Annotated in this window: 21 protein-coding genes and 2 pseudogenes; 17 read left to right on the top strand and 6 right to left on the bottom strand. The window is 67.9% G+C overall.

The features are described 5' to 3' along the window. The first annotated feature begins 34 nt into the window (after nucleotides 1-34). Nucleotides 35-619, top strand: a complete 585-nt coding sequence (orn, locus tag ACSJDS_RS16770) for an oligoribonuclease (RefSeq protein ID WP_473034235.1) — start codon at nucleotides 35-37, stop codon at nucleotides 617-619. Between the two features lie 151 nt (nucleotides 620-770). On the opposite strand, the pseudogene queG reads toward orn, so the two are convergent. Further along, nucleotides 771-1890, bottom strand: a pseudogene (gene queG / locus ACSJDS_RS16765) (tRNA epoxyqueuosine(34) reductase QueG). Nucleotides 1891-1991: 101 nt separating this feature from the next. Here queG and ACSJDS_RS16760 point away from each other — a divergent pair. The 11 genes and pseudogenes from ACSJDS_RS16760 to ACSJDS_RS16710 all read left to right on the top strand — a co-directional run bounded on the left by ACSJDS_RS16760 (nucleotide 1992) and on the right by ACSJDS_RS16710 (nucleotide 15434). After that, nucleotides 1992-3568 (top strand): annotated as a pseudogene (locus ACSJDS_RS16760) (NAD(P)H-hydrate dehydratase). Nucleotides 3569-3596: 28 nt separating this feature from the next. Next, nucleotides 3597-4097, top strand: a complete 501-nt coding sequence (gene tsaE / locus ACSJDS_RS16755; protein WP_473035058.1) for a tRNA (adenosine(37)-N6)-threonylcarbamoyltransferase complex ATPase subunit type 1 TsaE — start codon at nucleotides 3597-3599, stop codon at nucleotides 4095-4097. Beyond that, on the top strand, nucleotides 4094-5560 hold the full coding sequence (locus ACSJDS_RS16750; protein WP_473034234.1) for an N-acetylmuramoyl-L-alanine amidase: 1467 nt from the start codon (nucleotides 4094-4096) through the stop codon (nucleotides 5558-5560). The genes tsaE and ACSJDS_RS16750 overlap by 4 nt, the downstream gene beginning before the upstream one ends. Before the next feature lie 147 nt (nucleotides 5561-5707). Beyond that, on the top strand, nucleotides 5708-7648 hold the full coding sequence (mutL, locus tag ACSJDS_RS16745; RefSeq protein ID WP_473034233.1) for a DNA mismatch repair endonuclease MutL: 1941 nt from the start codon (nucleotides 5708-5710) through the stop codon (nucleotides 7646-7648). A 195-nt stretch (nucleotides 7649-7843) separates the two neighbouring features. Then, nucleotides 7844-8782, top strand: a complete 939-nt coding sequence (miaA, locus tag ACSJDS_RS16740; protein WP_473034232.1) for a tRNA (adenosine(37)-N6)-dimethylallyltransferase MiaA — start codon at nucleotides 7844-7846, stop codon at nucleotides 8780-8782. 87 nt (nucleotides 8783-8869) lie between these two features. After that, nucleotides 8870-9118, top strand: a complete 249-nt coding sequence (hfq, locus tag ACSJDS_RS16735) for an RNA chaperone Hfq (protein ID WP_473034231.1) — start codon at nucleotides 8870-8872, stop codon at nucleotides 9116-9118. A 9-nt stretch (nucleotides 9119-9127) separates the two neighbouring features. Next, nucleotides 9128-10450 (top strand): ribosome rescue GTPase HflX, encoded by a 1323-nt coding sequence (gene hflX, locus ACSJDS_RS16730; protein WP_473034230.1) that lies wholly within the window; start codon nucleotides 9128-9130, stop codon nucleotides 10448-10450. A 141-nt stretch (nucleotides 10451-10591) separates the two neighbouring features. Continuing rightward, nucleotides 10592-11818 carry an FtsH protease activity modulator HflK gene (gene hflK / locus ACSJDS_RS16725; RefSeq protein WP_473034229.1) on the top strand — a complete coding sequence of 409 codons (1227 nt, stop codon included), beginning with the start codon at nucleotides 10592-10594 and terminating at the stop codon, nucleotides 11816-11818. Then, entirely contained in the window at nucleotides 11819-12703 is an 885-nt protein-coding gene (gene hflC / locus ACSJDS_RS16720) for a protease modulator HflC (RefSeq protein ID WP_473034228.1), read from the top strand. Nucleotides 12704-12863: 160 nt separating this feature from the next. Further along, nucleotides 12864-14039, top strand: coding sequence for an ATP phosphoribosyltransferase regulatory subunit (locus tag ACSJDS_RS16715; protein WP_473034227.1), 1176 nt, complete (start codon nucleotides 12864-12866; stop codon nucleotides 14037-14039). A gap of 99 nt (nucleotides 14040-14138) precedes the next feature. Beyond that, the gene (locus ACSJDS_RS16710; protein ID WP_473034226.1) at nucleotides 14139-15434 is read left to right on the top strand and encodes an adenylosuccinate synthase; all 1296 of its coding nucleotides are present in this window, start codon (nucleotides 14139-14141) and stop codon (nucleotides 15432-15434) included. Between the two features lie 88 nt (nucleotides 15435-15522). On the opposite strand, the gene cobO is transcribed toward ACSJDS_RS16710, so the two are convergent. Genes cobO through ACSJDS_RS16695 form a run of 3 tightly spaced genes read right to left on the bottom strand, consistent with a single transcriptional unit; the run spans nucleotide 15523 to nucleotide 17720 of the window. Beyond that, nucleotides 15523-16122 (bottom strand): cob(I)yrinic acid a,c-diamide adenosyltransferase, encoded by a 600-nt coding sequence (gene cobO / locus ACSJDS_RS16705; protein WP_473034225.1) that lies wholly within the window; start codon nucleotides 16120-16122, stop codon nucleotides 15523-15525. 60 nt (nucleotides 16123-16182) lie between these two features. Next, entirely contained in the window at nucleotides 16183-16824 is a 642-nt protein-coding gene (locus ACSJDS_RS16700) for an ATP-grasp domain-containing protein (RefSeq protein ID WP_473035057.1), read from the bottom strand. After that, the gene (locus ACSJDS_RS16695) at nucleotides 16785-17720 is read right to left on the bottom strand and encodes a RimK-like ATPgrasp N-terminal domain-containing protein (protein ID WP_473034224.1); all 936 of its coding nucleotides are present in this window, start codon (nucleotides 17718-17720) and stop codon (nucleotides 16785-16787) included. The genes ACSJDS_RS16700 and ACSJDS_RS16695 overlap by 40 nt, the downstream gene beginning before the upstream one ends. A 166-nt stretch (nucleotides 17721-17886) precedes the next feature. Between ACSJDS_RS16695 and ACSJDS_RS16690 the strand changes: the two genes are divergently transcribed. From ACSJDS_RS16690 to pepN, 5 genes are all read left to right on the top strand, one after another. Then, entirely contained in the window at nucleotides 17887-18354 is a 468-nt protein-coding gene (locus ACSJDS_RS16690) for a GNAT family N-acetyltransferase (RefSeq protein WP_473034223.1), read from the top strand. 68 nt (nucleotides 18355-18422) lie between these two features. Next, nucleotides 18423-18908, top strand: coding sequence for a YajQ family cyclic di-GMP-binding protein (locus ACSJDS_RS16685; protein ID WP_473034222.1), 486 nt, complete (start codon nucleotides 18423-18425; stop codon nucleotides 18906-18908). A 147-nt stretch (nucleotides 18909-19055) separates the two neighbouring features. Then, nucleotides 19056-19589: an Hsp20/alpha crystallin family protein gene (locus ACSJDS_RS16680; protein WP_473034221.1), complete on the top strand. Its 534-nt coding sequence runs from the start codon at nucleotides 19056-19058 to the stop codon at nucleotides 19587-19589. A gap of 141 nt (nucleotides 19590-19730) precedes the next feature. Beyond that, nucleotides 19731-20138: a YbaN family protein gene (locus ACSJDS_RS16675; RefSeq protein ID WP_473034220.1), complete on the top strand. Its 408-nt coding sequence runs from the start codon at nucleotides 19731-19733 to the stop codon at nucleotides 20136-20138. Nucleotides 20139-20207: 69 nt separating this feature from the next. Further along, complete coding sequence (pepN, locus tag ACSJDS_RS16670) at nucleotides 20208-22841, top strand: aminopeptidase N (RefSeq protein ID WP_473034219.1); 2634 nt, start codon at nucleotides 20208-20210, stop codon at nucleotides 22839-22841. A gap of 72 nt (nucleotides 22842-22913) precedes the next feature. Here the strand turns inward: pepN and ACSJDS_RS16665 are convergent, their stop codons facing one another. Both ACSJDS_RS16665 and ACSJDS_RS16660 read right to left on the bottom strand, forming a co-directional pair. Continuing rightward, nucleotides 22914-23201: a hypothetical protein gene (locus tag ACSJDS_RS16665; RefSeq protein ID WP_473034218.1), complete on the bottom strand. Its 288-nt coding sequence runs from the start codon at nucleotides 23199-23201 to the stop codon at nucleotides 22914-22916. A 20-nt stretch (nucleotides 23202-23221) separates the two neighbouring features. Then, nucleotides 23222-23608 (bottom strand): CBS domain-containing protein, encoded by a 387-nt coding sequence (locus ACSJDS_RS16660; protein WP_473034217.1) that lies wholly within the window; start codon nucleotides 23606-23608, stop codon nucleotides 23222-23224. Nucleotides 23609-23620 lie beyond the last annotated feature (12 nt).

The raw sequence follows: 23620 nt of genomic DNA, 5'->3' as shown, positions 1-23620 counted from the left end.
CCTGCTGCGCGCGCTTTAGCCTGGAGCCTTGCCCATGACCGATACTTCCACCCCGCGCCAGGACCTGCTGGTGTGGATCGACCTGGAGATGACCGGGCTGGACCCGAATCGTGAGCGTATCATCGAGGTGGCGACCCTGATCACCGACGGCGACCTCAATACGGTAGCCGAGGGGCCGGTGATCGCCGTCAAGCAGCCCGACAGCCTGCTCGACGCCATGGACGACTGGAATCAGAAGACCCACGGCGAGTCGGGGCTGGTGGCGCGGGTCAAGGCGAGCCGGGTCGACACCGCCGACGCCGAGCGGCGCACCCTGGACTTCCTCAAGGCCTACGTGAAGCCCGGCAGCTCGCCGATGTGCGGCAACAGCGTGCACCAGGACCGCCGCTTCCTGGAGCGGGAAATGCCCGAGCTGCTGGCCTTCTTCCACTATCGCAATCTGGACGTCTCCACCCTCAAGGAGCTGGCCAAGCGCTGGAACCCCGGCGCCAAGGCCGGCTTCGAGAAGCGCAACGTGCATCTCGCCATGGACGATATCAAGGAGTCCATCGCCGAGCTTGCCCACTACCGCAATACGTTCTTGAAGCTTGCCGGCAGTGAGCGGGACGAGGAGGAGTGACCCTGCTGTGCCGGGAGCCGGGAGCCGGGAGCCGGGAGCCGGGAGCCGGGAGCTGTAAGCTTTAAGCTTTAAGCTGTAAGAGAAAACCGTTGCCAGCGACGGGGCTGGTGGTAGCATCACGGCTTACGGCTTACGGCTTACGGCTTACGGCTTACGGCTTACGGCTTACGGCTATCAGCTGTTGGCGCTTCTCCCGCTGCCGGGCCAGCGCCCAGCGCACGTGCTCGCGAACCAGGTCGGAGGGGTAGGGCAGCCGCGCCTGCAGGGCGGCCTCCACGCCCTCGCTCCAGGGGGCGTTGCCCAGGCCCACCGCCAGGTTGCGCAGCCAGCGCTCGTAGCCGATGCGCCGGATCGGGCTGCCGGCGGTCTTCTCCAGGAACTCCTCCTCCCCAGGCGAACAGTGACACCAGGCTGGCGCGGTCCAGGGCGTGGCGCGGGGCGAAGTCGTCCTCCGCGGTGGCCCGGGCGAAGCGGGTGAAGGGGCACACCAGCTGGCAGTCGTCGCAGCCGAACACGCGGTTGCCCATAGCCTCGCGAAAGTGCTCGGGAATGGGCCCAAACAGCTCGATGGTGAGATAGGAGATGCAGGCGCGAGCGTCGACCACCTTGTCCTCGACGATGGCACCGGTGGGACAGGCCGTGCGGCAGGCGCTGCAGCTGCCGCAGTGCTCGTCGGCGAAGGCTGGGTCAACCGGTAGCGGCAGGTCGACGTAGAGCTCGCCGAGGAAGAACAGCGAGCCGGCCTTGGGGTTGAGCAGCATGGCGTTCTTGCCCACCCAGCCGAGCCCGGCCTTGCGGGCCAGGGCGCGCTCCATCACCGGCGCCGAGTCGACGAAGGCGCGATAGCCGAAGGGCCCGGCCTTCGCCTCGATCCACTTGGCCAGGGTGGCCAGGCGCTTGCGCATCAGCTTGTGGTAGTCGCGGCCCACCGCGTAGCGTGACACATAGGCCGTCTCCGGCTGGCCCAGTACCTTGGCGCTCTCCACCTCGGCCGGCAGATAGTCGAGCCGCACGCTGATTACCCTCAGGGTGCCGGGCACCAGCTCCTCGGGGCGGGTGCGCTTGGTGCCATGCTTGGCCATGAAGCCCATTTCGCCGTGGTAGCCGGCGTCCAGCCAGCGCTGCAGATGCGCCTCGTCGGCCGTGAGGTCGACGTCGGCGATGCCGACCTGCTGGAAGCCCAGTTCGCGGCCCCAGATCTTGATGGTGTCGGCCAGGGTCGCCAGGTCGCTGTCATCCAGGGCGGTGGGAGCGGTGGAGGGGAGTGTCATCTTCAAGCAAAAACCACGGAAAAGCGCGCGGGTGGGTTGGCGAAGCCGCCATCGGGATTACACTCTCCATGATAAAGCAATGCCACCAGGGGAGACACCGGATGTCCAAGCGTCACATCGACACAGCCGACCGGGAGGCGGCCCTCCGGCCGCTGCGCCCGCTCTACCGCGCCGAGCAGGTCCGGGAGCTCGACCGGCGCACCATCGCCGGCGGCATCGAGGGCTTCGCGCTGATGCAGCGCGCCGCCACTGCGGCCTGGCAGAGCCTCAAGGGGCGCTGGCCGAGGGTGCGGCGTCTGACCGTGCTGTGCGGTGGTGGCAACAACGGCGGCGATGGACATGTGCTGGCCGCTCTTGCCGCGGTGGCCGGCCTCGAGGTGCAGCGCGTCGGGCTGAAGGCGGCAGATGAGCTGACCGGCGATGCCGCCCGGGCCGCCGAGATGGCCAGTGCCGCCGGCGTCGGCCTGGTGCCCTGGCGCCCGGGCATGACCTTCACCGGCGAGGTGGTGGTGGACGCCCTGCTGGGCACCGGCCTTGGCGGCGAGGTGCGAGGCGCCTTCCGCGAGGCCATCGAGGCCATCAACGCAAGCGGGCTGCCGGTGCTGGCCATCGACATTCCCTCCGGGGTCGCCGCCGACACCGGGGCCAAGCTTGGCGTGGCGGTGCGCGCCACCCGCACGGTGACCTTCATCGGCGACAAGCTCGGTCTGCACACCGGCCGGGCGCCGGCGCTCACCGGCGAGGTGGATTTTCGCGCCCTGGGGGTGGACGCCGAGACCCACGACGACCTGCCCCCGCCGCTCGGCTGCTCGACGAGAGCCTGGTGGCCCGACTGCTGCCGCCGCGGGAGCGCGACGCCCACAAGGGCGATATGGGCCACCTGCTGGTGGTGGGCGGGGCCCCGGGCTTCGGCGGTGCGGCGCTGCTGGCCAGCGAGGCCGCGGCGCGGCTGGGGGCGGGCAAGGTCAGTCTGGCAACGGCGCCGGCCCATGTCGCCGCCTGCCTGGTGCGCCGCCCCGAGGTGATGGTCCATGGCGTGCGCGGTGCCGCCGACCTTGGCGAGCTGCCCAGCCACGCCGATGTGCTGGCGGTGGGGCCTGGGCTGGGGCAGGGCAGCTGGGGGCAGGGCATGCTGCAGGCGGCCCTGGGCAGCCACCGTTCGCTGGTGGTGGATGCCGACGGTCTCAACCTGCTGGCCGCGAACTTTCCCGAAGCGCGTCGCGACGACTGGATTCTCACGCCGCACCCGGGCGAGGCCGCCCGGCTGCTGGGTCTGCGCCCCGCCGAGGTGGAGGCAGACCGCCCCGCCGCCGCCCTCGAACTGCAGCGCCGTCGCGGAGGGGTCGTGGTGCTCAAGGGCGCCGGCAGCCTGGTGGCCGGCCCCGGCGGGCTGGCGGTCTGCCCCTATGGCAACCCGGGTATGGCGTCCGGCGGCATGGGCGACGCCCTGACCGGTATCCTGGGCGCGCTGCTGGCGCAAGGGGTGGCGCTGGAGAGTGCCGCTCGACTCGGCGTGCTGGTGCATGCCCTGGCCGCCGACCGCGCCGCCGTTGATGCCGGTGAGCGTGGTCTGCTGGCCGGCGATCTGGCATCCTATGCGCGGAATTTGATCAACCCTGAGGGAGCCCCGGAAACGGCGGGGCGCGGAGGGCATCGGGATGCCGAATCGTGGCGATAATCGATGCAATGAAGGACAGAGGGTGACGATGCGCGTAAGGCTGGAAGATGAACAGCGCCAGGTCGCCTTCGGCGAACGCCTGGGGCGCGCCCTGGCCGGCGAAGGGCGCGTCTACCTGGAAGGTGAGCTCGGCGCGGGCAAGACCACGCTGGCGCGGGGTATCCTGCGCGCCTACGGCTACCATGGGGCGGTGAAAAGCCCCACCTATACCCTGGTCGAGCCCTATGCGCTCGACGGACAGCGTATCTACCACTTCGACCTCTACCGCCTGGGGGACCCGGAGGAGCTGGAGTTCATCGGCGGGCGCGACCTCTTCGCCGACGAGGCTCTCTGCCTGGTCGAGTGGCCCGTCCGCGGCCGCGGCTGGCTGCCGACGCCGGATCTGGCGGTGACCCTGAGCCTGGGCGAGCCGGGCCGAGAGGCCGAGCTCGTCGCCGGCTCCGACCACGGCGCGGCGGTGCTGACGCGGCTGGCCGAGGAGGCTAAGCTGGAATTCGCGACCATCGAGCAGGAACCCAGACCATCGTGACGACGACCCGATCCTCTGGCCCCGCGACCCTTGCCGGACGCTGCTACCTGGTGCTGCTGGTGGCGCTGTGCCTGGTGCTGCTCGGCGGTCGGACCCAGGCGGCCCAGGTCGACAACGTTCGCCTGTGGGCGGCGCCCGATCACGCCCGCCTGGTATTCGACCTCTCGACCCACGCCGATGCCAACGTTTTCACCCTGGAGGATCCGCGACGGCTGGTCATCGACCTCGACGACAGCGGCCTCAATACCGACCTCGCCAAGCTCAACCTGGACGGCAGCGCCATCACCACGGTGCGCAGCGGCGTGCGGGACGGCACCGGCCTTCGGGTGGTGCTGGAGCTCTCCCGCGAGGTGGATCCGCGCCACTTTACCCTGCCCCCCAACGACCAGTATGGCCACCGTCTGGTGGTGGACATGGAGTACCCCGGCGAGAGCGCGGTGGAGAATCCCATCGACCCCATCGAGGCGATGATCCGCGAACAGGAAATGGCGGCCAATCGGCATAGCGCTGAAGCGGCACCCCGCGTCGACCCCGAGGTGGTGGCGCGGCAGGAGGCCAAGCCCCACCCCCGGCGCGACATCATCATCGCCATCGACCCCGGCCACGGCGGCGAGGACCCCGGCGCCATCGGCCCCGGTGGCACCCGCGAGAAGGACGTGGTGATGGAGATCAGCCGTCGGCTGCAGAAGCTGGTGAACGGGGCCGAGGGCTTTCGCGCGGTGATGATCCGCGACGGCGACTATTACGTGGGGCTGCGCCAGCGCACCCAGATCGCCCGCGAACAGAAGGCCGACTTCTTCGTCTCGATCCACGCCGACGCCTTTACCAGCCCGCGACCCCACGGCAGTTCGGTCTACGCGCTCTCCCAGCGCGGCGCTACCTCCGAGACCGCCCAGTGGCTGGCCGAAAGCGAGAACCGCGCCGACCTGATCGGCGGGGTGGACGGCAATCTCTCCCTCAACGACAAGGACGAGGTGCTGCGCGGCGTGCTGCTCGACCTGACCATGACCGCCACCCTTAACGACTCGCTGGCTATCGGCGGCCAGGTGCTCGACCAGCTCGGGCGGGTCAATCGCCTGCACCGCAGCCGGGTCGAGCAGGCCGGCTTCATGGTGCTCAAGTCGCCGGACATCCCGTCGCTGCTGATCGAGGCGGGCTTCATCTCCAATCCCGAAGAGGAGCGCCGGCTGCGCGACCCGGGCCACCAGCAGAAGCTTGCCGAGGCGATCCATGCGGGACTTCGCGATCACTTCCGCCGCAACCCGCCGCCGGCCAGCCTGCTGGCCTGGCAGCGCGACAACCAGCGCAGCCCCACCAGCAACGAGTATCGCATCCAGCCCGGGGATACGCTTTCGCAGATCGCCGCCCGCCACAATGTCTCCACGTCTCGGCTCAAGCAGGCCAATGAGATCAACGGCGACGTGATTCGGGTGGGGCAGGTGCTGAGGATTCCCCGTTCATAACCCCTTCGGGGAGCGATAAGCTGTAAGCTTTAAGCTGTAAGAGAAACCCGTTGCCAGCGACGGGGCTGGGGGTAACGTCTCGGCTTATGGCTTACGGCTTACGGCTTACGGCTTACGGCTTACGGCTTATGGCTTTAGTGGAGTGATATGTCAGAACAGCGACGCATCCGGGTCCTCGACCCGCGTCTGGCCAACCAGATCGCCGCCGGCGAGGTGGTCGAGCGCCCCGCCTCGGTGGCCAAGGAGCTGGTGGAGAACGCCATCGACGCCGGCAGCCAGCGCATCGAGGTCGAGCTCGAGGCCGGCGGCGCCCGTCTGATTCGGGTCCGCGACGACGGCAGCGGCATCGGTGAGGAGGATCTCCCGCTGGCGCTGTCGCGCCATGCCACCAGCAAGATCGCCTCCCTGGAGGAGCTCGAGGGGGTGGCGAGCCTCGGCTTTCGCGGCGAGGCGCTGGCTTCGATCAGTTCGGTGTCGCGACTGGAGCTGGTCTCCAACGTCGAGAACGACCCCCGCGGCGGCTGGCGGGTGGTGGCCGAGGGGCGCCAGATGGCGCCGCGGGTCACCCCGGCGCCGCATCCCCGCGGTACCTCGGTGACGGTGCGCGACCTCTTCTTCAATACCCCGGCGCGGCGCAAGTTCCTGCGCACCGAGAAGACCGAGTACGGCCACGTGGAAGAGGCCTTTCGTCGCCTGGCGCTGTCGCGCTTCGATATCGCCTGGGTGCTGCGCCACAATCAGAAGACGGTGCACCAGCTGCCCCACGGCGATGAGCCTGCCGCCCGTGAGCGGCGCATCGCCGCCCTGCTGGGCAAGGGCTTTCTGGACAACGCCCTGCACCTGGATCTCGAGGCCGGCGGCCTGCGGCTGTGGGGCTGGGTGGGCCTGCCCACCCACTCCCGGGCCCAGGCCGACCAGCAGTACTTCTTCGTCAATGGCCGGGTGGTGCGCGACCGCCTGGTGGCCCACGCCATTCGTCAGGCCTACCGTGACGTGCTCTTCCACGGCCGCCATCCGGTCTTCGTGCTTTACCTCGAGGTGGACCCGGCGGTGGTGGACGTCAACGTCCACCCCACCAAGCACGAGGTGCGCTTTCGCGACGGCCGCCTGGTCCACGACTTCCTGTTCTCGAGCCTGCACCGGGCCCTGGCCGAGGCGCGCCCGGGGGAGTCGGAGGCAGAAGACGCCGAGGCGCCGGCCTCCCCGCAGGCCGACACCCCGGGGGTGCGCGAGAGCGCCGGGCGTTGGCAGCAGCAGCCCATGGCGCTGCATCAACGCCCAGACGGCGAGCCAGACCGGGTCACGCCAGACCGGGTCCGGGCCTTTATGGACGGGTATCGCGCCCTGCATCCCGAGCACGAAGAGCAGCTGCTGACCCCGCAGCCGGCCGCCCCCGGCGGCCTGGCCGCCGAGGTGGCCTCCCGTGAGCGCCGCCCCGAGGCCGGCTCGGATGTCGCCGTTGCCGCGCCGCGCCCGGCCATGGCCGAGCAGGACGATACCCGGGCGCCGCCGCTGGGCTACGCCATCGCCCAGCTGCACGGCGTCTATATCCTCGCCGAGACCGAACGGGGCCTGGTGATGGTGGACATGCACGCCGCCCACGAGCGCATCGTCTACGAGCGCATGAAGGCCCAGGTGCACGACGGCCGGCTGGACGCCCAGCCGCTGCTGGTGCCGGTCTCGCTTGCCGCCAGCGCCGCCGAGGTCGCCACCGCCGAGGCCGAGCGCGAGGCCTTCGCCCGCTTCGGGGTGGAGCTCGACGTGGCCGGCCCCGAGACGCTACTGGTGCGTCAGCTGCCGGCGCTGCTGATCGACGCCGACGTGGAGCCGCTGATCCGCGATATGCTCGCCGACCTGGAGCGCTACGGCCGCTCCGACCGGCTCGAGGCGCATATCAACGAGCTGCTCGCCACCATGGCCTGCCACGGCAGCGTGCGCGCCAACCGCCGCCTGACCCTGGCCGAGATGAACGCCCTGCTGCGCGACATGGAGCGAACAGAGCGCAGCGGGCAGTGCAACCACGGCCGCCCCACCTGGACCGAGATGAGCATGAAGGAGCTGGATCGGCTCTTCTTGCGCGGCCAGTGATCGGACAGAGTAGACGCATGATGCAATGGTTTCCCCATGACGGTTTCCTGGCTGGTAAGGAATGCCGGGTGGGAGGGCGGCTCTGCCGCGCGAAGGCGCCGTCAGGCGCCCTGTTCGGGCAGCGCTGCGCGCTGCTTCGTCGAAGCGTCGAACCGCCGCTGAAGCGGCCTCCCACAGTTGGAAGCTGGACAGGCCATGACTGATTCTCGCCCCCTGGCCATTCTGCTGCTGGGGCCCACCGCCGCCGGCAAGACCGATCTCGCCATCGCGCTCCACGAGCACCTGGGCGTTGAGCTGATCAGCGTCGATTCCGCCATGGTCTATCGCGGCATGGACATCGGCAGCGCCAAGCCGTCCCCGGAGGAGCTGGCCCGGGCGCCGCATCGGCTGATCGATATCCGCGACCCTGCCGAACCCTATTCGGCGGCGGAGTTTCGCGAGGATGCGCTCGTCGAGATGCGACAGATCAGCGCCGCCGGCAAGGTGCCGCTGCTGGTGGGCGGCACCATGATGTACGCCAAGCGGCTGCTCGAGGGCGTGGCCAACCTGCCGGCCTCGGATCCGGCGGTGCGGGCTGAGCTGGAGCAGCTGGCCCATCGGCACGGCCTGGCCGCCCTGCACGATGAGCTGACCCGAGTCGATCCGGCCTCGGCGGCGCGCATTCACCCCAACGATCCCCAGCGCCTGATGCGGGCGCTGGAGGTCTATCGAATCAGCGGCCAGACCCTCAGCGACCTCTGGCAGGCACAGCGCGCTGAAACCTTCCCCTGGCAAGTGCTGTCGATAGGACTCACGCCCTTCGACCGGCGCGTGCTGCATGGCCGTATCGCCGAGCGCTTCGATGCCATGCTCGCCGCCGGATTGCGGCAAGAAGTGGCGGCGCTCCGGGCCCGGGGCGATCTGCACCTGGGCCTGCCGTCCATGAAGAGCGTGGGCTACCGCCAGGTGTGGGAATACCTGGACGGGGAGGGGGACCTGGCGAGTCTGCGAGAGCGTGGCGTGATCGCCACGCGGCAGCTGGCCAAACGCCAGCTGACCTGGATGCGCAGCTGGCCCGAGCTGTGCTGGGTCGATGCCCTGGGCCCTGACCCGCTGGGCCAAGTCCTGAAACTCGTGCGCGAATCCGGCTGTTAGCGTAAGATGTTGGCGTCAAGCGGCCGGGTGACCAGCCCCAATAATAGAATTTCCACCCCTCAAGAGAATGAATTTGGGAGAGGCAACATGTCCAAAGGGCAGTCCCTTCAAGACCCGTATCTGAACATCCTGCGCAAGGAGCGCATTCCGGTGTCGATCTTCCTGGTCAACGGGATCAAGCTGCAGGGACAGATCGAATCCTTCGATCAGTTCGTCATTCTGCTGCGCAACACCGTCAGCCAGATGGTCTACAAGCACGCCATTTCCACCGTGGTGCCGTCGCGCAATGTGCGACTGCCGGTCCAGGATCCTGCCCAGCAGGACAGCAACGCGTGAGGTCATTGATTGTTTTTTGAACGTCCCGACGCCGGCGAAACGGCGGTACTGGTACATGTGGACTTTCAGGATGAGCGTGAGCGCGAGGATCCGGGCGAGTTCCTGGAGCTGGTGCGCTCTGCCGGGGCCGAGCCGGCGACTCTGCTGAGCGGGAGTCGGCAGCGCCCCGATCCTCGCACCTTCATCGGCAGCGGAAAGCTAGAGGAACTTCGTCAGGCCCTGGCCGTTCATGCGGCGGAGCTGGTGATCTTCAATCATGCCCTGAGCCCTTCCCAGGAACGCAATCTGGAGCGCGAGCTCAAGTGTCGCGTCCTGGATCGCACGGGGCTGATCCTCGACATCTTCGCCCAGCGGGCGCGTACCCACGAGGGCAAGCTGCAGGTCGAGCTGGCTCAGCTGGGCTACATGTCTACGCGGCTGGTGCGGGGTTGGACGCACCTGGAGCGCCAGAAGGGTGGCATCGGCCTGCGCGGGCCGGGGGAAACCCAGCTCGAGACCGACCGCCGCTTGCTGCGGGCGCGGATCAAGGCGATCCACAAGCGCCTCGACAAGGTGCGTGGGCAGCGCAGCCAGAACCGTCGGGCGCGGGCCCGGGCCGAGATTCCCAGCGTCTCGCTGGTCGGCTATACCAACGCCGGCAAGTCAACGCTCTTCAACGCCCTGACCGAGTCCAAGGTCTATGCGGCCGACCAGCTGTTCGCTACCCTCGACCCGACCCTGCGGCGCCTCGAGATCGACGACGTCGGGCCGGTGGTGCTGGCCGATACCGTCGGGTTCATCCGCCACCTGCCGCACAAGCTGGTGGAAGCCTTCCAGGCCACCCTGCAGGAGGCCGCGGAGGCCGAGCTGCTGGTGCACGTGATCGATGCTGCCGACCCCGATCGGGAGCTCAACGTGGAACAGGTGGAGGGCGTTCTTGCGGAGATCGGCGCCGATGAGGTGCCCAGTCTCAGGGTCATGAACAAGATCGACCTGCTCGACAGTGCCCCGCGCATCGAGCGCGACGCCCACGGGCGTCCCGAGGTCGTCTGGCTCTCGGCCCGGGAGGGGCGCGGACTCGAGCTGCTTGCCCAGGCGCTCTCGGAGTGTCTGTCCGACGATGTCATCGACTTCGGCCTGACGCTGACGCCACAGCAGGGGCGTCTGCGGGCAGCGCTGCACGAGCTGGGCGCGGTGCGGGAAGAGCGTTTCGATGAGCACGGCCTCAGCCGGCTCGAAGTGCGCCTGCCGCGTCGCGATTTCCTGCAGCTGATGGCGCGGCTGGGCGAGCGCGCCGACGACTACCTGCCGGTGGAGCTGCAGGAGCGACCGGTCTGGGAAGGCGAGACATGACAGCGAGCGTGCCGTCGAGGCTGGACGGCGCGCCGGATAACGAACACGGCCACGGCGCCGGCGGCGCCGACAGGATGGCAACCGACCTGCTTGCTACCGGGCTAACGGTGGCAGGGAGGCAACGCAGAGTGGAGACGACGTATGGCTTGGAATGAGCCTGGTGGTGGTGGCAACCAGCACGACCCCTGGAGCGGTGGCGGCCGACGCGGCGGTGGCGGCGGTGGCGGTAACCGTGGTGGCAATCAGGGGCCACCCGATCTAGACGAGGCCCTGAAGAAGTTTCAGGACAAGCTCAACAACATGCTGGGCGGTCGCGGCGGCAAGGGCGGCGGCGGCAAGGGCGGCAAGGGGGGCGGCGGCAAGCCGCGCAACACCTTCGCCCTGCCGGGCCTGCTGATCGTGATCGCCCTGGCGATCTGGGCGGCAACCGGCTTCTACTTGGTGGATCAGGCCGAACGCGGCGTGGTGCTGCGCTTTGGCAAGTTCCAGGAAGTGGTGACGCCGGGCCTGCACTGGAACCCGCCGCTGATCGACGACGTGCGAATGGTCAACGTCACGCGGGTTCGCTCGCTGACCCAGACCCAGTCGATGCTGACCCGCGACGAGAACATCGTCGAGGTCGAGATCTCGGCCCAGTACCAGGTCGCCGATCCCCGCGACTTCGTGCTCAACGTGCGCAACCCGCAGCTCTCCATCGAGAACGCGCTGGACTCCGCGCTGCGTCACGTGGTCGGCGGTACCGACATGATCGAGATCCTGACCTCGGGTCGTGAGATCCTCGGCAGCTCGGTGCGCAGCCGCCTGCAGACCTACCTGGACAGCTATGGCACCGGGATCAGCCTGCAGACCATCAACATCGAGTCTACCTCGGCGTCGGCGCCGGTCATCGACGCCTTCGACGACGTGATCCGGGCCCGCGAGGATCGCCAGCGGACCATCAACGAAGGCATGGCCTACGCCAACGCCATCATCCCGGCGGCCCAGGGTCAGGCCCAGCGCCTGGTCGAGCAGGGTCAGGGTTATCGTGAATCCGTGGTCGCCGAGGCGCGCGGTCAGGCCAACCGCTTCAATGCGCTGCTGGCCCAGTACCGCAATGCCCCGGAGATCATGCGTGAGCGTCTCTACCTGGATGCGATTGCCGAAGTCTTCGGCAAGACGCCGAAGGTGCTGATCGACGTCAGCGACGAGACCCCGCTCATGTACCTGCCGCTCGACCAGCGCCCCGGCGGCGTGCGTAGCGGCGAAGGCGATGGCGAGCGCGCCCGCGGCGAGAGCGGCGAACTCGACCCGCGCGTCCTCGAGCGTTTGCGCACCACCACCTCGACGCAGGGCGGAAGCACCACGGGTATCCGCCGGGAGGGCCGCTAAATGATCAATAATCGTTCCCTGATTATCGTTGGCGGCCTGGCCGCCGCCGCCTGGCTGGCCAGCAACAGCCTCTACGTGGTTGACGAGACCGAGCGCGCCGTCAAGCTGCGCTTCGGTGAGGTCATCGAGGAGAACATTCAGCCGGGCCTGCACTTCAAGGTGCCGATCACCCAGACGGTGCGCAAGTTCGACACCCGGGTGCTGACCCTGGATACCGACACCAGCCGCTATCTGACCCTCGAGCAGAAGGCGGTGATCGTGGACTCCTACGTCAAGTGGCAGGTGGTCAACCCCACCCGCTACTACGAGGCGACCGCCGGCGACGAGATGATGGCGATCCGCCTGATCCAGCCGCGGGTCGACGAGAGCCTGCGTAACGAGTTCGGTCGCCTGGATCTGCAGCAGATCATCGCCGAGCGTCGCGACGACCTGATGATCCGCCCCACCGAGGAGCTCGATGCGCTGATGCGCGAGGAGCTCGGGGTGGCGATTCGCGACATCCGGGTCAAGCGGATCGACCTGCCGGAAGATGTCTCCGCGGCGGTCTTCGACCGCATGCGCTCCGAGCGTGAGCGGGAGGCACGCGAGTGGCGCGCCCAGGGTGAGGAAGAGGCCGAGCGGATTCGCGCCAACGCCGACCGTCGACGCCAGGTCTTGCTGGCCCAGGCCACCGAGCGTTCCGAGACGCTGCGCGGTGAGGGTGACGCCGAGGCGGCCGCCATCTTCGCCGAGGCCTACGGCCAGGACCAGGAGTTCTTCACCTTCTGGCGCAGCCTCAACGCCTATCGCGACAGCTTCGACGGCGAGCAGGACATGCTGGTGCTCGATCCCTCCAGCGACTTCTTCCGCTATCTGAAGAGCGCGATGCCCGGTGGGCTCGACTGAGCCCGGCATCGATGGCGTGGACGTCAACCCCGCCCGGTGGGCGGGGTTCAACCCGGCGCCAAACGTGGTAAACTCCTTCAACCGGGCGTGGCCCGGTTTTTTGTGGGCATCGTTCGGTGTTCCGCCGCTGCGCCCTCTACCGTCTAGCAGGATTGACATCATGACCATTGCTGACCGCTGGCTGCTGCCCGACGGCATGGACGAAGTGCTGCCGCCCCAGGCGAGCCGCATGGAAGAGCTGCGCCGGGCGCTGCTCGATCTCTACCATCGCTGGGGTTACGACCAGGTGATGCCGCCGCCCGTGGAGTTCCTCGACTCCCTGCTCACCGGCACCGGCACCGACCTGGATCTGCAGACCTTCAAGCTCACCGACCAGCTCACCGGCCGTCTGATGGGGGTGAGCGCCGATGTCACCCCCCAGGTGGCGCGTATGGACGCCCACTCCATGCGTCACCAGGGGCCGGCGCGCCTCTGCTACTGTACCAATGTGCTGCGCGCCAAGGCCGACCAGCTGCAGGGCGGACGCAGCCCCGTGCAGGTGGGCGTCGAGCTGTTCGGCCATGCCGGCCTGGAGGCCGACCTGGAGATCCTGCGTCTGGCGCTGACCAGCCTCAAGGAGGCCGGCGCCGAGGAGCTCCACCTGGCGCTGGGCCATATCGGCATCTACCGCAGCCTGGTGCAGGCGGCCGAGCTGGGACGCGACGAGGAGCGCGCACTGTTCGAGGCGCTGGAGCTCAAGTCGCCGGTGGAGCTAGCGGCCCAGGTATCGGACAGCGTAAGCGACCCGGCGCTGGCCGAGATGTTCCAGGCCCTGGGTACCCTGCACGGCGGCCCCGAGGTGCTGGACGAGGCGCGCGAGGCCTTCGCCGGCGCCCCGGCGGCGGTAGGCGAAGCCCTGGCCCAGCTGCGTGCGCTCCATCAGGGCGTGGCCGCAGCGCACCCCGAGGTCGACCTCTATTTCGATCTGGCCGAGCTGCGCGGCTACCAGTATCACACCGGCATGATGTTCGCCGTCTTCGCCCCTGGCTACGGCCAGGCGCTGGCCAAGGGCGGACGCTATGACGACACCGGCCGCGCCTTCGGTCGGGCACGCCCCGCCACCGGCTTCTCCATGGACCTCAAGCTGCTGGCATCGCTGATCCAGAGCGAGCCGCCCAGCGATGGGATCTGGGCACCGGCGGAGGGGGAGGGCATCGCCGAGGCCATCGCCGCGCTGCGCGAGCGCGGCGAGCGCGTCGTGCAGGCGCTCCCCGGCCAGACCACCGGCCCCGAGGCCCACCGCTGCAGCCGTCGCCTGACGCAGCGCGATGGCCTGTGGCAGACGGTGACACTGTAGACAAGCATGGCCGGCCCAGGCAGGCCGGTCACGAACGCGGCCCGCGGGCCGGATTTCAACGCGCAGCCGCGCGGCGCTGACACGAGAGACGAGAGACCAATGGGCAAGAACGTAGTCGTACTGGGCACCCAGTGGGGTGACGAGGGCAAGGGCAAGGTCGTCGACCTGCTGACCGAGTCGGCCTCGGCGGTGGTGCGCTTCCAGGGCGGGCACAACGCCGGCCACACCCTGGTCATCGACGGGGAAAAGACCGTCCTGCACCTGATTCCCTCCGGTATCCTGCGCCAGGACAAGACCTGCGTGATCGGCAACGGCGTGGTGCTCTCGCCGGAGGCGCTGATCAAGGAAATTCGCGAGCTCGAGGCCAAGGGCGTCCCGGTGCGCGAGCGCCTGCGCCTCTCCCCGGCGTGCCCGCTGATCCTGCCCTATCACGTGCGCCTCGACCAGGCCCGCGAGAAGGCTCGCGGCGTGGCCAAGATCGGCACCACCGGCCGCGGCATCGGCCCGGCCTACGAGGACAAGGTCGCCCGCCGCGGGCTGCGCCTGGGCGACATGCTGCACCGCGAGCGCTTCGCCTCCAAGCTCGGCGAGGTACTCGACTACCACAACTTCGTGCTCACCCGGTACCATGGCGAGACCGCGGTGGACTTCCAGCAGGTGCTCGACGAGGCCCTGGAGATGGCCGAGGAGCTGCGCCCCATGGTCTGCGACACCGTCAGCCTGGTGCACGACTATCGCAAGGCCGGCGAGAACATCCTCTTCGAGGGCGCCCAGGGCTCGCTGCTGGACATCGACCACGGCACCTATCCCTTCGTGACCAGCTCCAACACCACCGCCGGGGGCACCGCCACCGGCTCCGGCGTGGGGCCGCTCTATCTCGACTACGTGCTGGGCATCACCAAGGCCTACACCACCCGGGTCGGCTCCGGGCCTTTTCCTACCGAGCTGTTCGATGATCATGGCCGGCACCTGGCCGAGCGCGGCCACGAGTTCGGCGCCACCACCGGCCGCCCGCGCCGCTGTGGCTGGTTCGATGCCGTGGCCCTGCGCCATGCGGTGCAGATCAACTCCGTCTCCGGCATCTGCTCGACCAAGCTCGACGTCCTCGACGGCCTGGAGACCATTCGCGTCTGCGTGGGCTATCGCAGCAAGGATGGCGAGGTGCTCGACACCCCGGTGGATTCCGAAGGGTATGAGGCCATCGAGCCGGTCTACGAGGACCTGGCCGGCTGGAGCGAGTCGACCCTGGGCGCCAAGCGGGTCGAGGACCTGCCGACCCAGGCCCGTGCCTATATCCGCTATCTGGAGGAGAAGGTGGGGACCTCCATCGACATCATCTCCACCGGCCCCGACCGCAACGAGACCATCGTGCTGCGCAACCCCTTCGCGGGCTGAGCGCGGCCGGCTCCGGCTGGCTCCAGCCGGACCCGAGCCGAGGGTCCGGCAACAGAAGGCCCCGCGCAAGCGGGGCCTTCTATTCCCGTCAGTAGTCGATGCCGCGGCGCGCCTGCACCCCGGCGTTGAAGGCGTGGCGCACCTCCTGCATCTCGGTGACGGTGTCGGCCATGGCGGTGAGCTCGCGGTGTGCATTGCGCCCGGTGACGATCACGGTCTGCTCGCGTGGGCGGTTCGACAGCGCCCGCTTGACCGTGGCGATGTCAAGATAGCCGAACTTGAGCATGTAGGTGATCTCGTCGAGCACCACCAGGTAGACCTCGGGGTCGGCGAGCATCCGCTCCGCCTCGGCCCACACCGCCTGGCAGGCGGCGGTGTCGGCCTCGCGGTTCTGGGTCTCCCAGGTGAAGCCGGTGGCCATGATGGCGACTTCCAGCCGGGGATCCTCGGCCAGCCGCTCTCGCTCGCCGCACTCCCACATGCCCTTGATGAACTGCACTACCCCCACCCGGTAGCCGTAGCCGAGCGCCCGGGTCACGGTGCCCCAGGCGGCGGTGGTCTTGCCCTTGCCGTTGCCGGTGAACACCATCAGCAGGCCGCGCTGTTCGGTGGCCGCGGCGACCTTGTCGTCCACGTGGGCCTTGAGTTTTTGCATCGCCTGCTTGTGTCGGGTCTCGCGTTCGCTCATGGGGACTCCATCGTCGGGGCAGGGGAAAGCGTCCGAGCGTAGCCTACGTCACTGGCCGGCTCACGTCAGCTCGCAAGGGGCGGTCATGGGCGGCGCTTTCTCGATCAGTCGCCGCTGCGCCTCCATGCGGGCCAGGAACACGCCCATGATCCGCTCGTAGAGCGTGCGCCCCAGGACCGCATCTTCGATGCCGGCATCGACGTTGGGGTTGTCGTTGACCTCGATGACCACCACCCGTGCCCCGGTCTGCTTGAGGTCTACGCCATAGAAGCCGTTGCCGATCAGGCGGGTGGCCTTGAGCGCCGCCTGGATCACCGCCGGCGGCGCCTCCGCGGGGTCGTGGGTGGTGAAACCGCCGCTCTTCACGCGGGCGCCGGAGTGGTCGTAGATCTGCCAGTGGCCGCGGGCCATGTAGTAGCGGCTGGCGAACAGGACCTGGCCATCGAGTATGCCGATGCGCCAGTCATAGTCGGTGGGCAGCCACTCCTGGAGGAGCAGTAGCGCGGAGGTGGCAAACAGCCGGCCGGCCTCGCGCTCCAGCTCGGCGAGGTCGGCGACCTTGACCACCCCGCGGGAGAAGGCGCCGTCGGGGATCTTGAGCACCAGTGGGAAGCCCAGGGCCCCGAGCCGTTCGCCCAGCTGCCCGAGATCCCCACGCTTGATCAGGACGCCGTCGGGCGCCGGGACACCGCGGGCGCGCAGCAGCGCATGCAGGTAGACCTTGTTGGTGCAGCGCAGGATGTCCCGGGGGAGTCGATCACCACCAGCCCCTCGTACTCGGCGCGTCGCGCCATGCGATAGGTGTGGTGGTCCAGCGCCGTGGTCTCGCGAATGAACAGGCCGTCGAACTCGGCGAGCCGGCCGGCGTCGCGCTTGGTGATCAGCGAGACGTCGATGCCCAGGCGGCGTCCCGCACGGATGAAGGCCCGCAGCGCGCCGCGGTTGCTGGGAGGCAGTGTCTCCTTCGGGTCGATCAGGATGGCGAGATCGTAGCGGTAACGCTTGCGGGCCTTGGGGGTTCGCCAGACCCGTCGCGAGTGGTGATTGAGTGCCGCGGCGAAGCGGTCCTGCTCGGTCGGGAGAAGGTCGCGCAGGCGCAGCGGCCTGAGCCGAACCAGCCGCCAGCGGCCTTGGCGCAGGGCCAGTTTCGCCTCCAGCAGCGGACAGGGCAATCGCTCGAAGAGGCGGCGGGCGAGACGTGCCAGTCCCGGGTCATGGCACTCCCCGAACAGCACGCGCAGGGTCAGCGGCTCGCCGCTCAGGCTACCCCGGCGGGTTAGCTCGTCGAGCAGCGGGGCCAGGCTGTCGAGCTCCAGGTCGATCAGCGCCTTGCGGGAGAGGGCGTTGAGGGTTTCCACGGCGGGCAGCACGCGCTGACCGCGAGCCTCGGCGAGCAGCGACACATAGTAGCCGCTGCCCAGGTAGTCCAGGTCGCTGCACAGGTTGATGATGCGGGTGGCATGATGCTGGCTGCTGTCTCCGGGGGCGCGATGCCTCCGGTCGAGGGACAGGAAGTCGTCGACGCTGACCAGGTCCTCGGTAGGGTAGTAGGGAGACCAGTCGTCGAGACGGTCGACGACGATGCGCAATGCACACATGGGGCGTTACCTGCCGAGATGAGGGGGCATGACCGAACGCTCAGCATGCCCTTGAGACGTTCACCGGACAAGCCGCAAGAAGCGTGAAAATATTTCACTCAGCGATGCGCTGACAGGCGGCATCCAGATGGTCACAATCCGCTTCGGACTCCCGGGAAGGCACGACATGACCATCACGCTGCGCCAGGCGCTGGCCAAGGATCTGGACGCCCTCGTGCGCCTCGAACAGCTCGCCTTCGAGGGCGATCGCTTCAGCCGCCGCCAGCTGTGGCACCTGCTCAATCGCGCCAACGCCCTGACCCTGCTGGCCGAAGATGAGGCGGGGCGGGTGTTGGCCTACGGCGTACTGCTGTTTCGACGCAGCAGCCGGCGGGTTCGCCTCTACTCCTTCTGCGTGCATCCCGAGGCCCGCGGGCTGGGGCTGGGGCGCCAGCTGCTGCAGGTGCTGGAAGCCCATGCCCGGCGGCGAGGCGGCGAGCGGCTGGGACTGGAGGTGCGGGTCGATAACCGCGTGGCCCTGAAGCTCTATCGGCGCATGGGCTTTCGCCTGGTGCGCTGGCTGGCGGACTACTATGCCGATGGCTGCGCCGGCTGGGAGATGGAAAAAGCGCTGGAGCCGGCGTGCGGCGGGTGAATGGCCCCCGGGGCTGCTAGAATGCGTCCTTTCCATTCACTTTCTTTATCGACCAGCGGAACTTGACCATGCCTTCCTTCGATATCGTCTCCGAGTTCGACAAGCACGAAGCCAGCAACGCCGTGGACCAGGCCAATCGCGAGATCCAGGGACGCTTCGACTTCAAGGGCGTCACGGCAAGCCTGGAACTCAGCGGTGAGACCGTGCAGCTCGAGGCCGAAGTCGACTTCCAGCTCAAGCAGATGCTCGATGTGCTGCGCAACAAGCTGATCGGACGCGGCATCGACCCGCGCTGCATGGAAGTGCAGGAGCCGGTGCTGTCCGGCGTGCGGGCCCGCCAGGAGGTGACCCTCAAGCAGGGGCTGGAGCAGAAGGAGGCCAAGGATATCGTCAAGCGGATCAAGGAGACCAAGCTCAAGGTCCAGGCTCAGATTCAGGGCGACAAGGTCCGCGTCACCGGCAAGAAGCGCGACGACCTGCAGCAGATCATGGCGCTGCTCCGGGGAGAGAACGGCCCCGATCTGGCCCTGCAGTTCGACAATTTCCGCGACTGAACGGCGGCGCTGATCCAGGTCAATGACGGGGTGTGGCAGCATTGAAAAATGCTGAGGCGCCACCAATTCTGTAGATGCCAAGGGCGAAGCCCGAGGTTCCACTGTTGTATTGCGTCACGTATCGACTGAGTGAACAGGAGGTGGCGTATGAATCTGCAGAAATTCTCACCCTGGAACTGGTTCAAGAGCGAAGGCGTCGACGCCCCCGCGGCACCGACCCCGACCGAGCCCCGTCGCGGCGAGCTCTCGCCGCTGCTGGGCATGCATCAGGAGCTAGATCGCTGGATGGACGGCGTCATGCGTCAGTTCGGCATGCCCGCCCTGGAGAGCCGCTTCGGCGACATGCCGACCATGCTGCGCCCGCAGCTGGATATCGCCGAGCGCGACGACGAGTACCTGATCAGCGTCGAGGTGCCGGGCGTGGAGGAGAAGGACATCAGCCTGACCCTGGACGAGCACCGCCTGGTGATCGAAGGCGAAAAGCGCCAGGAGAGCGCCAGCGGGGATGACCGCTACCAGCGTGTCGAACGCGCCTACGGCAGCTTCCGGCGCGTCCTCGATCTGCCCGCCGATGCCCAGGCGGAGGAGATCAAGGCGTCCTTCACCAACGGCGTCCTGCAGGTCAGCGTACCGCGCAGCGCAGAGCGCAAGGCGGCGCGCCGCCAGATCCCCATCAAGTAGACAGCTCCGACGCGACGAACCCGCCAGCCGGCGGGTTCGTCGCATCGGGGATGAAACGCCATTATAGCCACAGCCGATTGGCCAGACGGCGGGCCATGGGTTTCAATGAATGAAGACGCCCCCAGCTTCCGGAGGAAGTGCATGCCGTCGCTTCGCCGCGCCGCCTATATCGTCCTGGCATGGTTCAGCTTTTCGCTGGGCGTCATTGGCGTCTTCGTACCGCTGATGCCCACCACCTGCTTCATGCTGCTGGCGGTCTGGGCCGCCTCACGGGGCTCGCCCCGCTTCGCGCTGTGGATTCGCGAGCATCCGCGGTTCGGTCCCGCCGTGGTGGCCTGGGAGGGCGAGCGGGCGATTCCGCGCCGTGCCAAGTGGGTGGCCTTGCTGATGCTGGCATTTTCCGTCGCGGTACTGGCCCTGACCCTCAGCCTAGGCTGGCTCAAGCTCGCGCTGATCCTCGGCCTGGCGCTGCTGGGGCTGTGGATCGTTACGCGCCCCGAGCCGCGGCTGGTGGATGAGGTGCCGGCCAGCCGCCTGCTGCGCCACTGAGTTCCCTTTGAGGTTCCCGGGGCGGCGGCCGTACAATGTGCGTCGATTCCTGACAGGAGCCTGATTGCGATGTCCGACCCCAAGCCGACCTACCTGCGCGACTATCGGCCCCCGGCCTACCGCGCGACGCACACCGAGCTGACCTTTGATCTCGACCCGACCGCGACGCGGGTCAAGGCGCGCCTCCACCTGGAGCGTCACCCGGAGCGCGAATCGGGCCTGCCGCTCACGCTGGACGGCGAGCGGCTTGCGCTCAAGGCCATCGCCATCGACGGCCAGCCGCTGGAGGACCACGAGTATGCGGTGACCGAGCATGGGCTGACCGTGCATCGCGTGCCGGAACGCTTCTTGCTCGACACCGAGGTGGAGATCGCCCCCGAGGCGAATACCGCCCTGGAGGGGCTCTACCAGTCGAACGGCATGTACTGCACGCAGTGCGAGGCCGAGGGCTTCCGGCGCATCACCTTCTATCCGGACCGCCCCGACGTGATGGCGACCTTCTCCACCACCGTGATCGGCGACGCCCGGCGCGAGCCGGTGCTCCTCTCCAACGGTAATCCGGTGGAGCGGGGCGAGCTGCCGAACGGTCGTCATTTCGTCACCTGGGAAGACCCGCACCCCAAGCCCTGTTACCTCTTTGCCCTGGTGGCCGGCGACCTTCAGAAGGTGGAGGACCGCTTCACCACCATGAGCGGGCGCGAGGTGACCCTGCAGATCTGGGTGGAAGCGGAGAACCTTGGCAAGACCGACCATGCCATGGCCTCGCTCAAGCGCGCCATGGCCTGGGATGAGCAGACCTACGGACGCGAGTACGATCTCGATCTGTTCATGATCGTGGCGGTCAACGACTTCAACATGGGCGCCATGGAGAACAAGGGGCTCAACATCTTCAATTCGGCGGCGGTGCTGACCCACCCCCACACGGCCACCGATGCCGCCTTCCAGCGAGTCGAGGGCATCGTCGCCCACGAGTACTTCCACAACTGGTCGGGCAACCGGGTCACCTGCCGCGACTGGTTTCAGCTCTCCCTCAAGGAGGGCTTTACGGTCTTTCGCGATCAGTGCTTCTCCGCCGACACCAACTCGGCGCCGGTCAAGCGCATCGAGGACGTCTCCTTCTTCCGCACCGCCCAGTTCGCCGAGGATGCCGGCCCCACCGCCCATCCGATTCGCCCGGACCACTATATCGAGATCACCAACTTCTACACCCTGACCATCTACGAGAAGGGCGCCGAGGCGGTGCGCATGCTGCGCAATCTGGTGGGCTGGGAGGCCTTCCGGCGCGGCAGCGATCGCTACTTCGAGCGCTTCGACGGTCAGGCGGTGACCATCGAGGATTTCGTTACCTGCATGGAGGAGGCGTCTGGCCAGGACCTTGACCAGTTCATGCGCTGGTACTCCCAGGCCGGCACGCCGGAGATCGACGCCCATGGCGAATACGACTATGCCAACGCCGAGTATCGCCTGATCCTGCGTCAGCGCACCCCGGCCACCCCGGGCCAGCCCGACAAGCTGGCGCTGCATATCCCCATCCGGCTGGGGCTGGTGGGTACCAAGAGCGGCCGTGACCTGCCGCTGACCCTGGACGGCGAGGCGCTGGGCAGCGACGCGGTGATCCACCTGCGCGAGGATGAGCAGGAGTTCGTTTTCACCGACGTCAGCGAGGCGCCGGTGCCGTCGCTTGCTCGCGGCTTCTCGGCGCCGGTCAAGCTGCGTTTTCCCGACGGCCGCGAGGATCTGGCCTTCCTGCTGGCCAACGACAGCGACGGCTTCAACCGCTGGGATGCCGGTCAGCGCCTGGCGATGCTGGCGCTGGACGATCTGATCGCCGCCCACCGCAACGGCGTCGAGAAGGTCATGGACAGCCGGGTGGTGGAGGCCTTCCGCAGCCTGCTCAAGGCCGAGACCGATGACAAGGCGGTGCTCGCCGAGATGCTGAGCCTGCCCTCGGAGGCCTATATCGCCGAGCAGCAGCCGCTGGTGGACGTGGACGCCATCCATGCCGCCCGCACCTTCGTCAAGCAGTCCTTGGCGGCTGCCCTGCGCGACGACTTCCTGGCCGTCTACCAGGCCAACCAGTCCGAGGCTCCCTATGCGCCCGAGCCAGAGCAGATCGCCGCGCGCAGCCTCAAGAACGTAGCGCTCTCCTATCTCATGGCCATCGAGGACGAGGAGGGCATCGAGCTGGCGCGCCGCCAGTACGCGTCGGATCACAACATGACCGACGTCCGCCACGCGCTGACGCTGCTGGTGCACAGCTCCCGGGACGACCTGGCCGAGCCGGCGCTGCGCCGTTTCGGCGAGAAGTGGGCCCAGGATCCGCTGGTGATGGATCAGTGGTTCGCCATTCAGGTGACCCGGCCGCAGTCCGATGCGCTCGACCGGGTCAAGTTCCTGATGGAGCACCCGGCCTTCTCGCTCAAGAACCCCAACAAGGTGCGCGCGCTGATCGGCACCTTCGCCGGTCAGAACCGGGTCAACTTCCATCGCCTCGACGGCGAAGGGTATCGGCTGCTGGCCGACGTGGTGATCGAGCTCAACCGCCTCAATCCGGAGATCGCCGCGCGGATCATCACTCCCCTGACCCGCTGGCAGCGCTTCGACGAGGCGCGCCAGGCGCTCATGAAGGAGGAGCTGGAGCGCATCCGGGCCGAGGAGCTCTCGCCGAACGTGTATGAAGTCGTCGAGAAGGCTCTCGCCTGAGGAAAGGGTAATGTCCTGCTAGCGAGAAAAAGCGCCGCCCCCAGGGGCGGCGCTTTCACGAGCGGGCTTGATTCAATAGATCAGCCAGCTCAGCACCACCACGCCGAGAAACGCCCAGAGCAGCCCGCCGATCAGGCGCCGGCGCAGCAGGGCGCGCAGGGCGAGATAGAGCAGCCATAGCCCCAGCAGCAGCACCAGCAGGCTGACCAGCGACGGTGCGATGCCCAGCGAAGCGGCGAGGCCGTCCAGGAAGCCCTGGGCGGCCTCGCCGAGGTTACGGAAGAACTGGATCAGCAGGTCGACGACGAAGCGGATGATCTCGCCGAGGGTGGTGCCAAGCCAGGTAAAGAACTCCTGCATGCCGGAACCTCAGTCGGGATTCACTCGATCATGTCGAGCACGGTGCCGACGATATCGTCCATGGTGACCAGCCCCAGCAGCTCGTTGTCATGCAGCACCAGGACCCGCTTGACTACGCTGTCGGTCATCAGGCGCGCCACATGGCGTACGTCCAGCGATTCGCCGACGCCGATGGCCGGCTTCGCGCAGACGTCGTAGACGTTGATCAGGTCGATGTCGCCCGCTTCGGCAACGATGGTCTTGAGGATATTGGTGTAAGTGATCAGCCCCCAGGCGTCGTGGGGGTCCTGGCGCTCCACCACCAGATTCTTCAGGTCGTGCTTCTTCATCAGCCCGAGCGCTTCGCGCAGGGTAGCGAAGGGGGAGACAGTGACCACGTCCCGCGTCATGATGTCCTTGACCAGCATATCTCTACTCCG

This window comes from Halomonas sp. SL18_1 (assembly GCF_055755715.1).
The sequence above is the reverse complement of the archived record's forward strand: the minus strand, read 5'-3'. Positions and strand labels throughout refer to the sequence as shown.

Excerpts from the sequence above, each read along its gene's own strand:
- orn (WP_473034235.1), top strand. The coding sequence starts at position 35 with ATGACCGATACTTCCACCCCGCGCCAGGACCTGCTGGTGTGGATCGAC.
- tsaE (WP_473035058.1), top strand. The coding sequence starts at position 3,597 with ATGCGCGTAAGGCTGGAAGATGAACAGCGCCAGGTCGCCTTCGGCGAA.
- mutL (WP_473034233.1), top strand. The coding sequence starts at position 5,708 with ATGTCAGAACAGCGACGCATCCGGGTCCTCGACCCGCGTCTGGCCAAC.
- miaA (WP_473034232.1), top strand. The coding sequence starts at position 7,844 with ATGACTGATTCTCGCCCCCTGGCCATTCTGCTGCTGGGGCCCACCGCC.
- hfq (WP_473034231.1), top strand. The coding sequence starts at position 8,870 with ATGTCCAAAGGGCAGTCCCTTCAAGACCCGTATCTGAACATCCTGCGC.
- hflK (WP_473034229.1), top strand. The coding sequence starts at position 10,592 with ATGGCTTGGAATGAGCCTGGTGGTGGTGGCAACCAGCACGACCCCTGG.
- hflC (WP_473034228.1), top strand. The coding sequence starts at position 11,819 with ATGATCAATAATCGTTCCCTGATTATCGTTGGCGGCCTGGCCGCCGCC.
- ACSJDS_RS16715 (WP_473034227.1), top strand. The coding sequence starts at position 12,864 with ATGACCATTGCTGACCGCTGGCTGCTGCCCGACGGCATGGACGAAGTG.
- ACSJDS_RS16710 (WP_473034226.1), top strand. The coding sequence starts at position 14,139 with ATGGGCAAGAACGTAGTCGTACTGGGCACCCAGTGGGGTGACGAGGGC.
- cobO (WP_473034225.1), bottom strand. The coding sequence starts at position 16,122 with ATGAGCGAACGCGAGACCCGACACAAGCAGGCGATGCAAAAACTCAAG.
- ACSJDS_RS16695 (WP_473034224.1), bottom strand. The coding sequence starts at position 17,720 with ATGTGTGCATTGCGCATCGTCGTCGACCGTCTCGACGACTGGTCTCCC.
- ACSJDS_RS16690 (WP_473034223.1), top strand. The coding sequence starts at position 17,887 with ATGACCATCACGCTGCGCCAGGCGCTGGCCAAGGATCTGGACGCCCTC.
- ACSJDS_RS16685 (WP_473034222.1), top strand. The coding sequence starts at position 18,423 with ATGCCTTCCTTCGATATCGTCTCCGAGTTCGACAAGCACGAAGCCAGC.
- ACSJDS_RS16680 (WP_473034221.1), top strand. The coding sequence starts at position 19,056 with ATGAATCTGCAGAAATTCTCACCCTGGAACTGGTTCAAGAGCGAAGGC.
- ACSJDS_RS16675 (WP_473034220.1), top strand. The coding sequence starts at position 19,731 with ATGCCGTCGCTTCGCCGCGCCGCCTATATCGTCCTGGCATGGTTCAGC.
- pepN (WP_473034219.1), top strand. The coding sequence starts at position 20,208 with ATGTCCGACCCCAAGCCGACCTACCTGCGCGACTATCGGCCCCCGGCC.
- ACSJDS_RS16665 (WP_473034218.1), bottom strand. The coding sequence starts at position 23,201 with ATGCAGGAGTTCTTTACCTGGCTTGGCACCACCCTCGGCGAGATCATC.
- ACSJDS_RS16660 (WP_473034217.1), bottom strand. The coding sequence starts at position 23,608 with ATGCTGGTCAAGGACATCATGACGCGGGACGTGGTCACTGTCTCCCCC.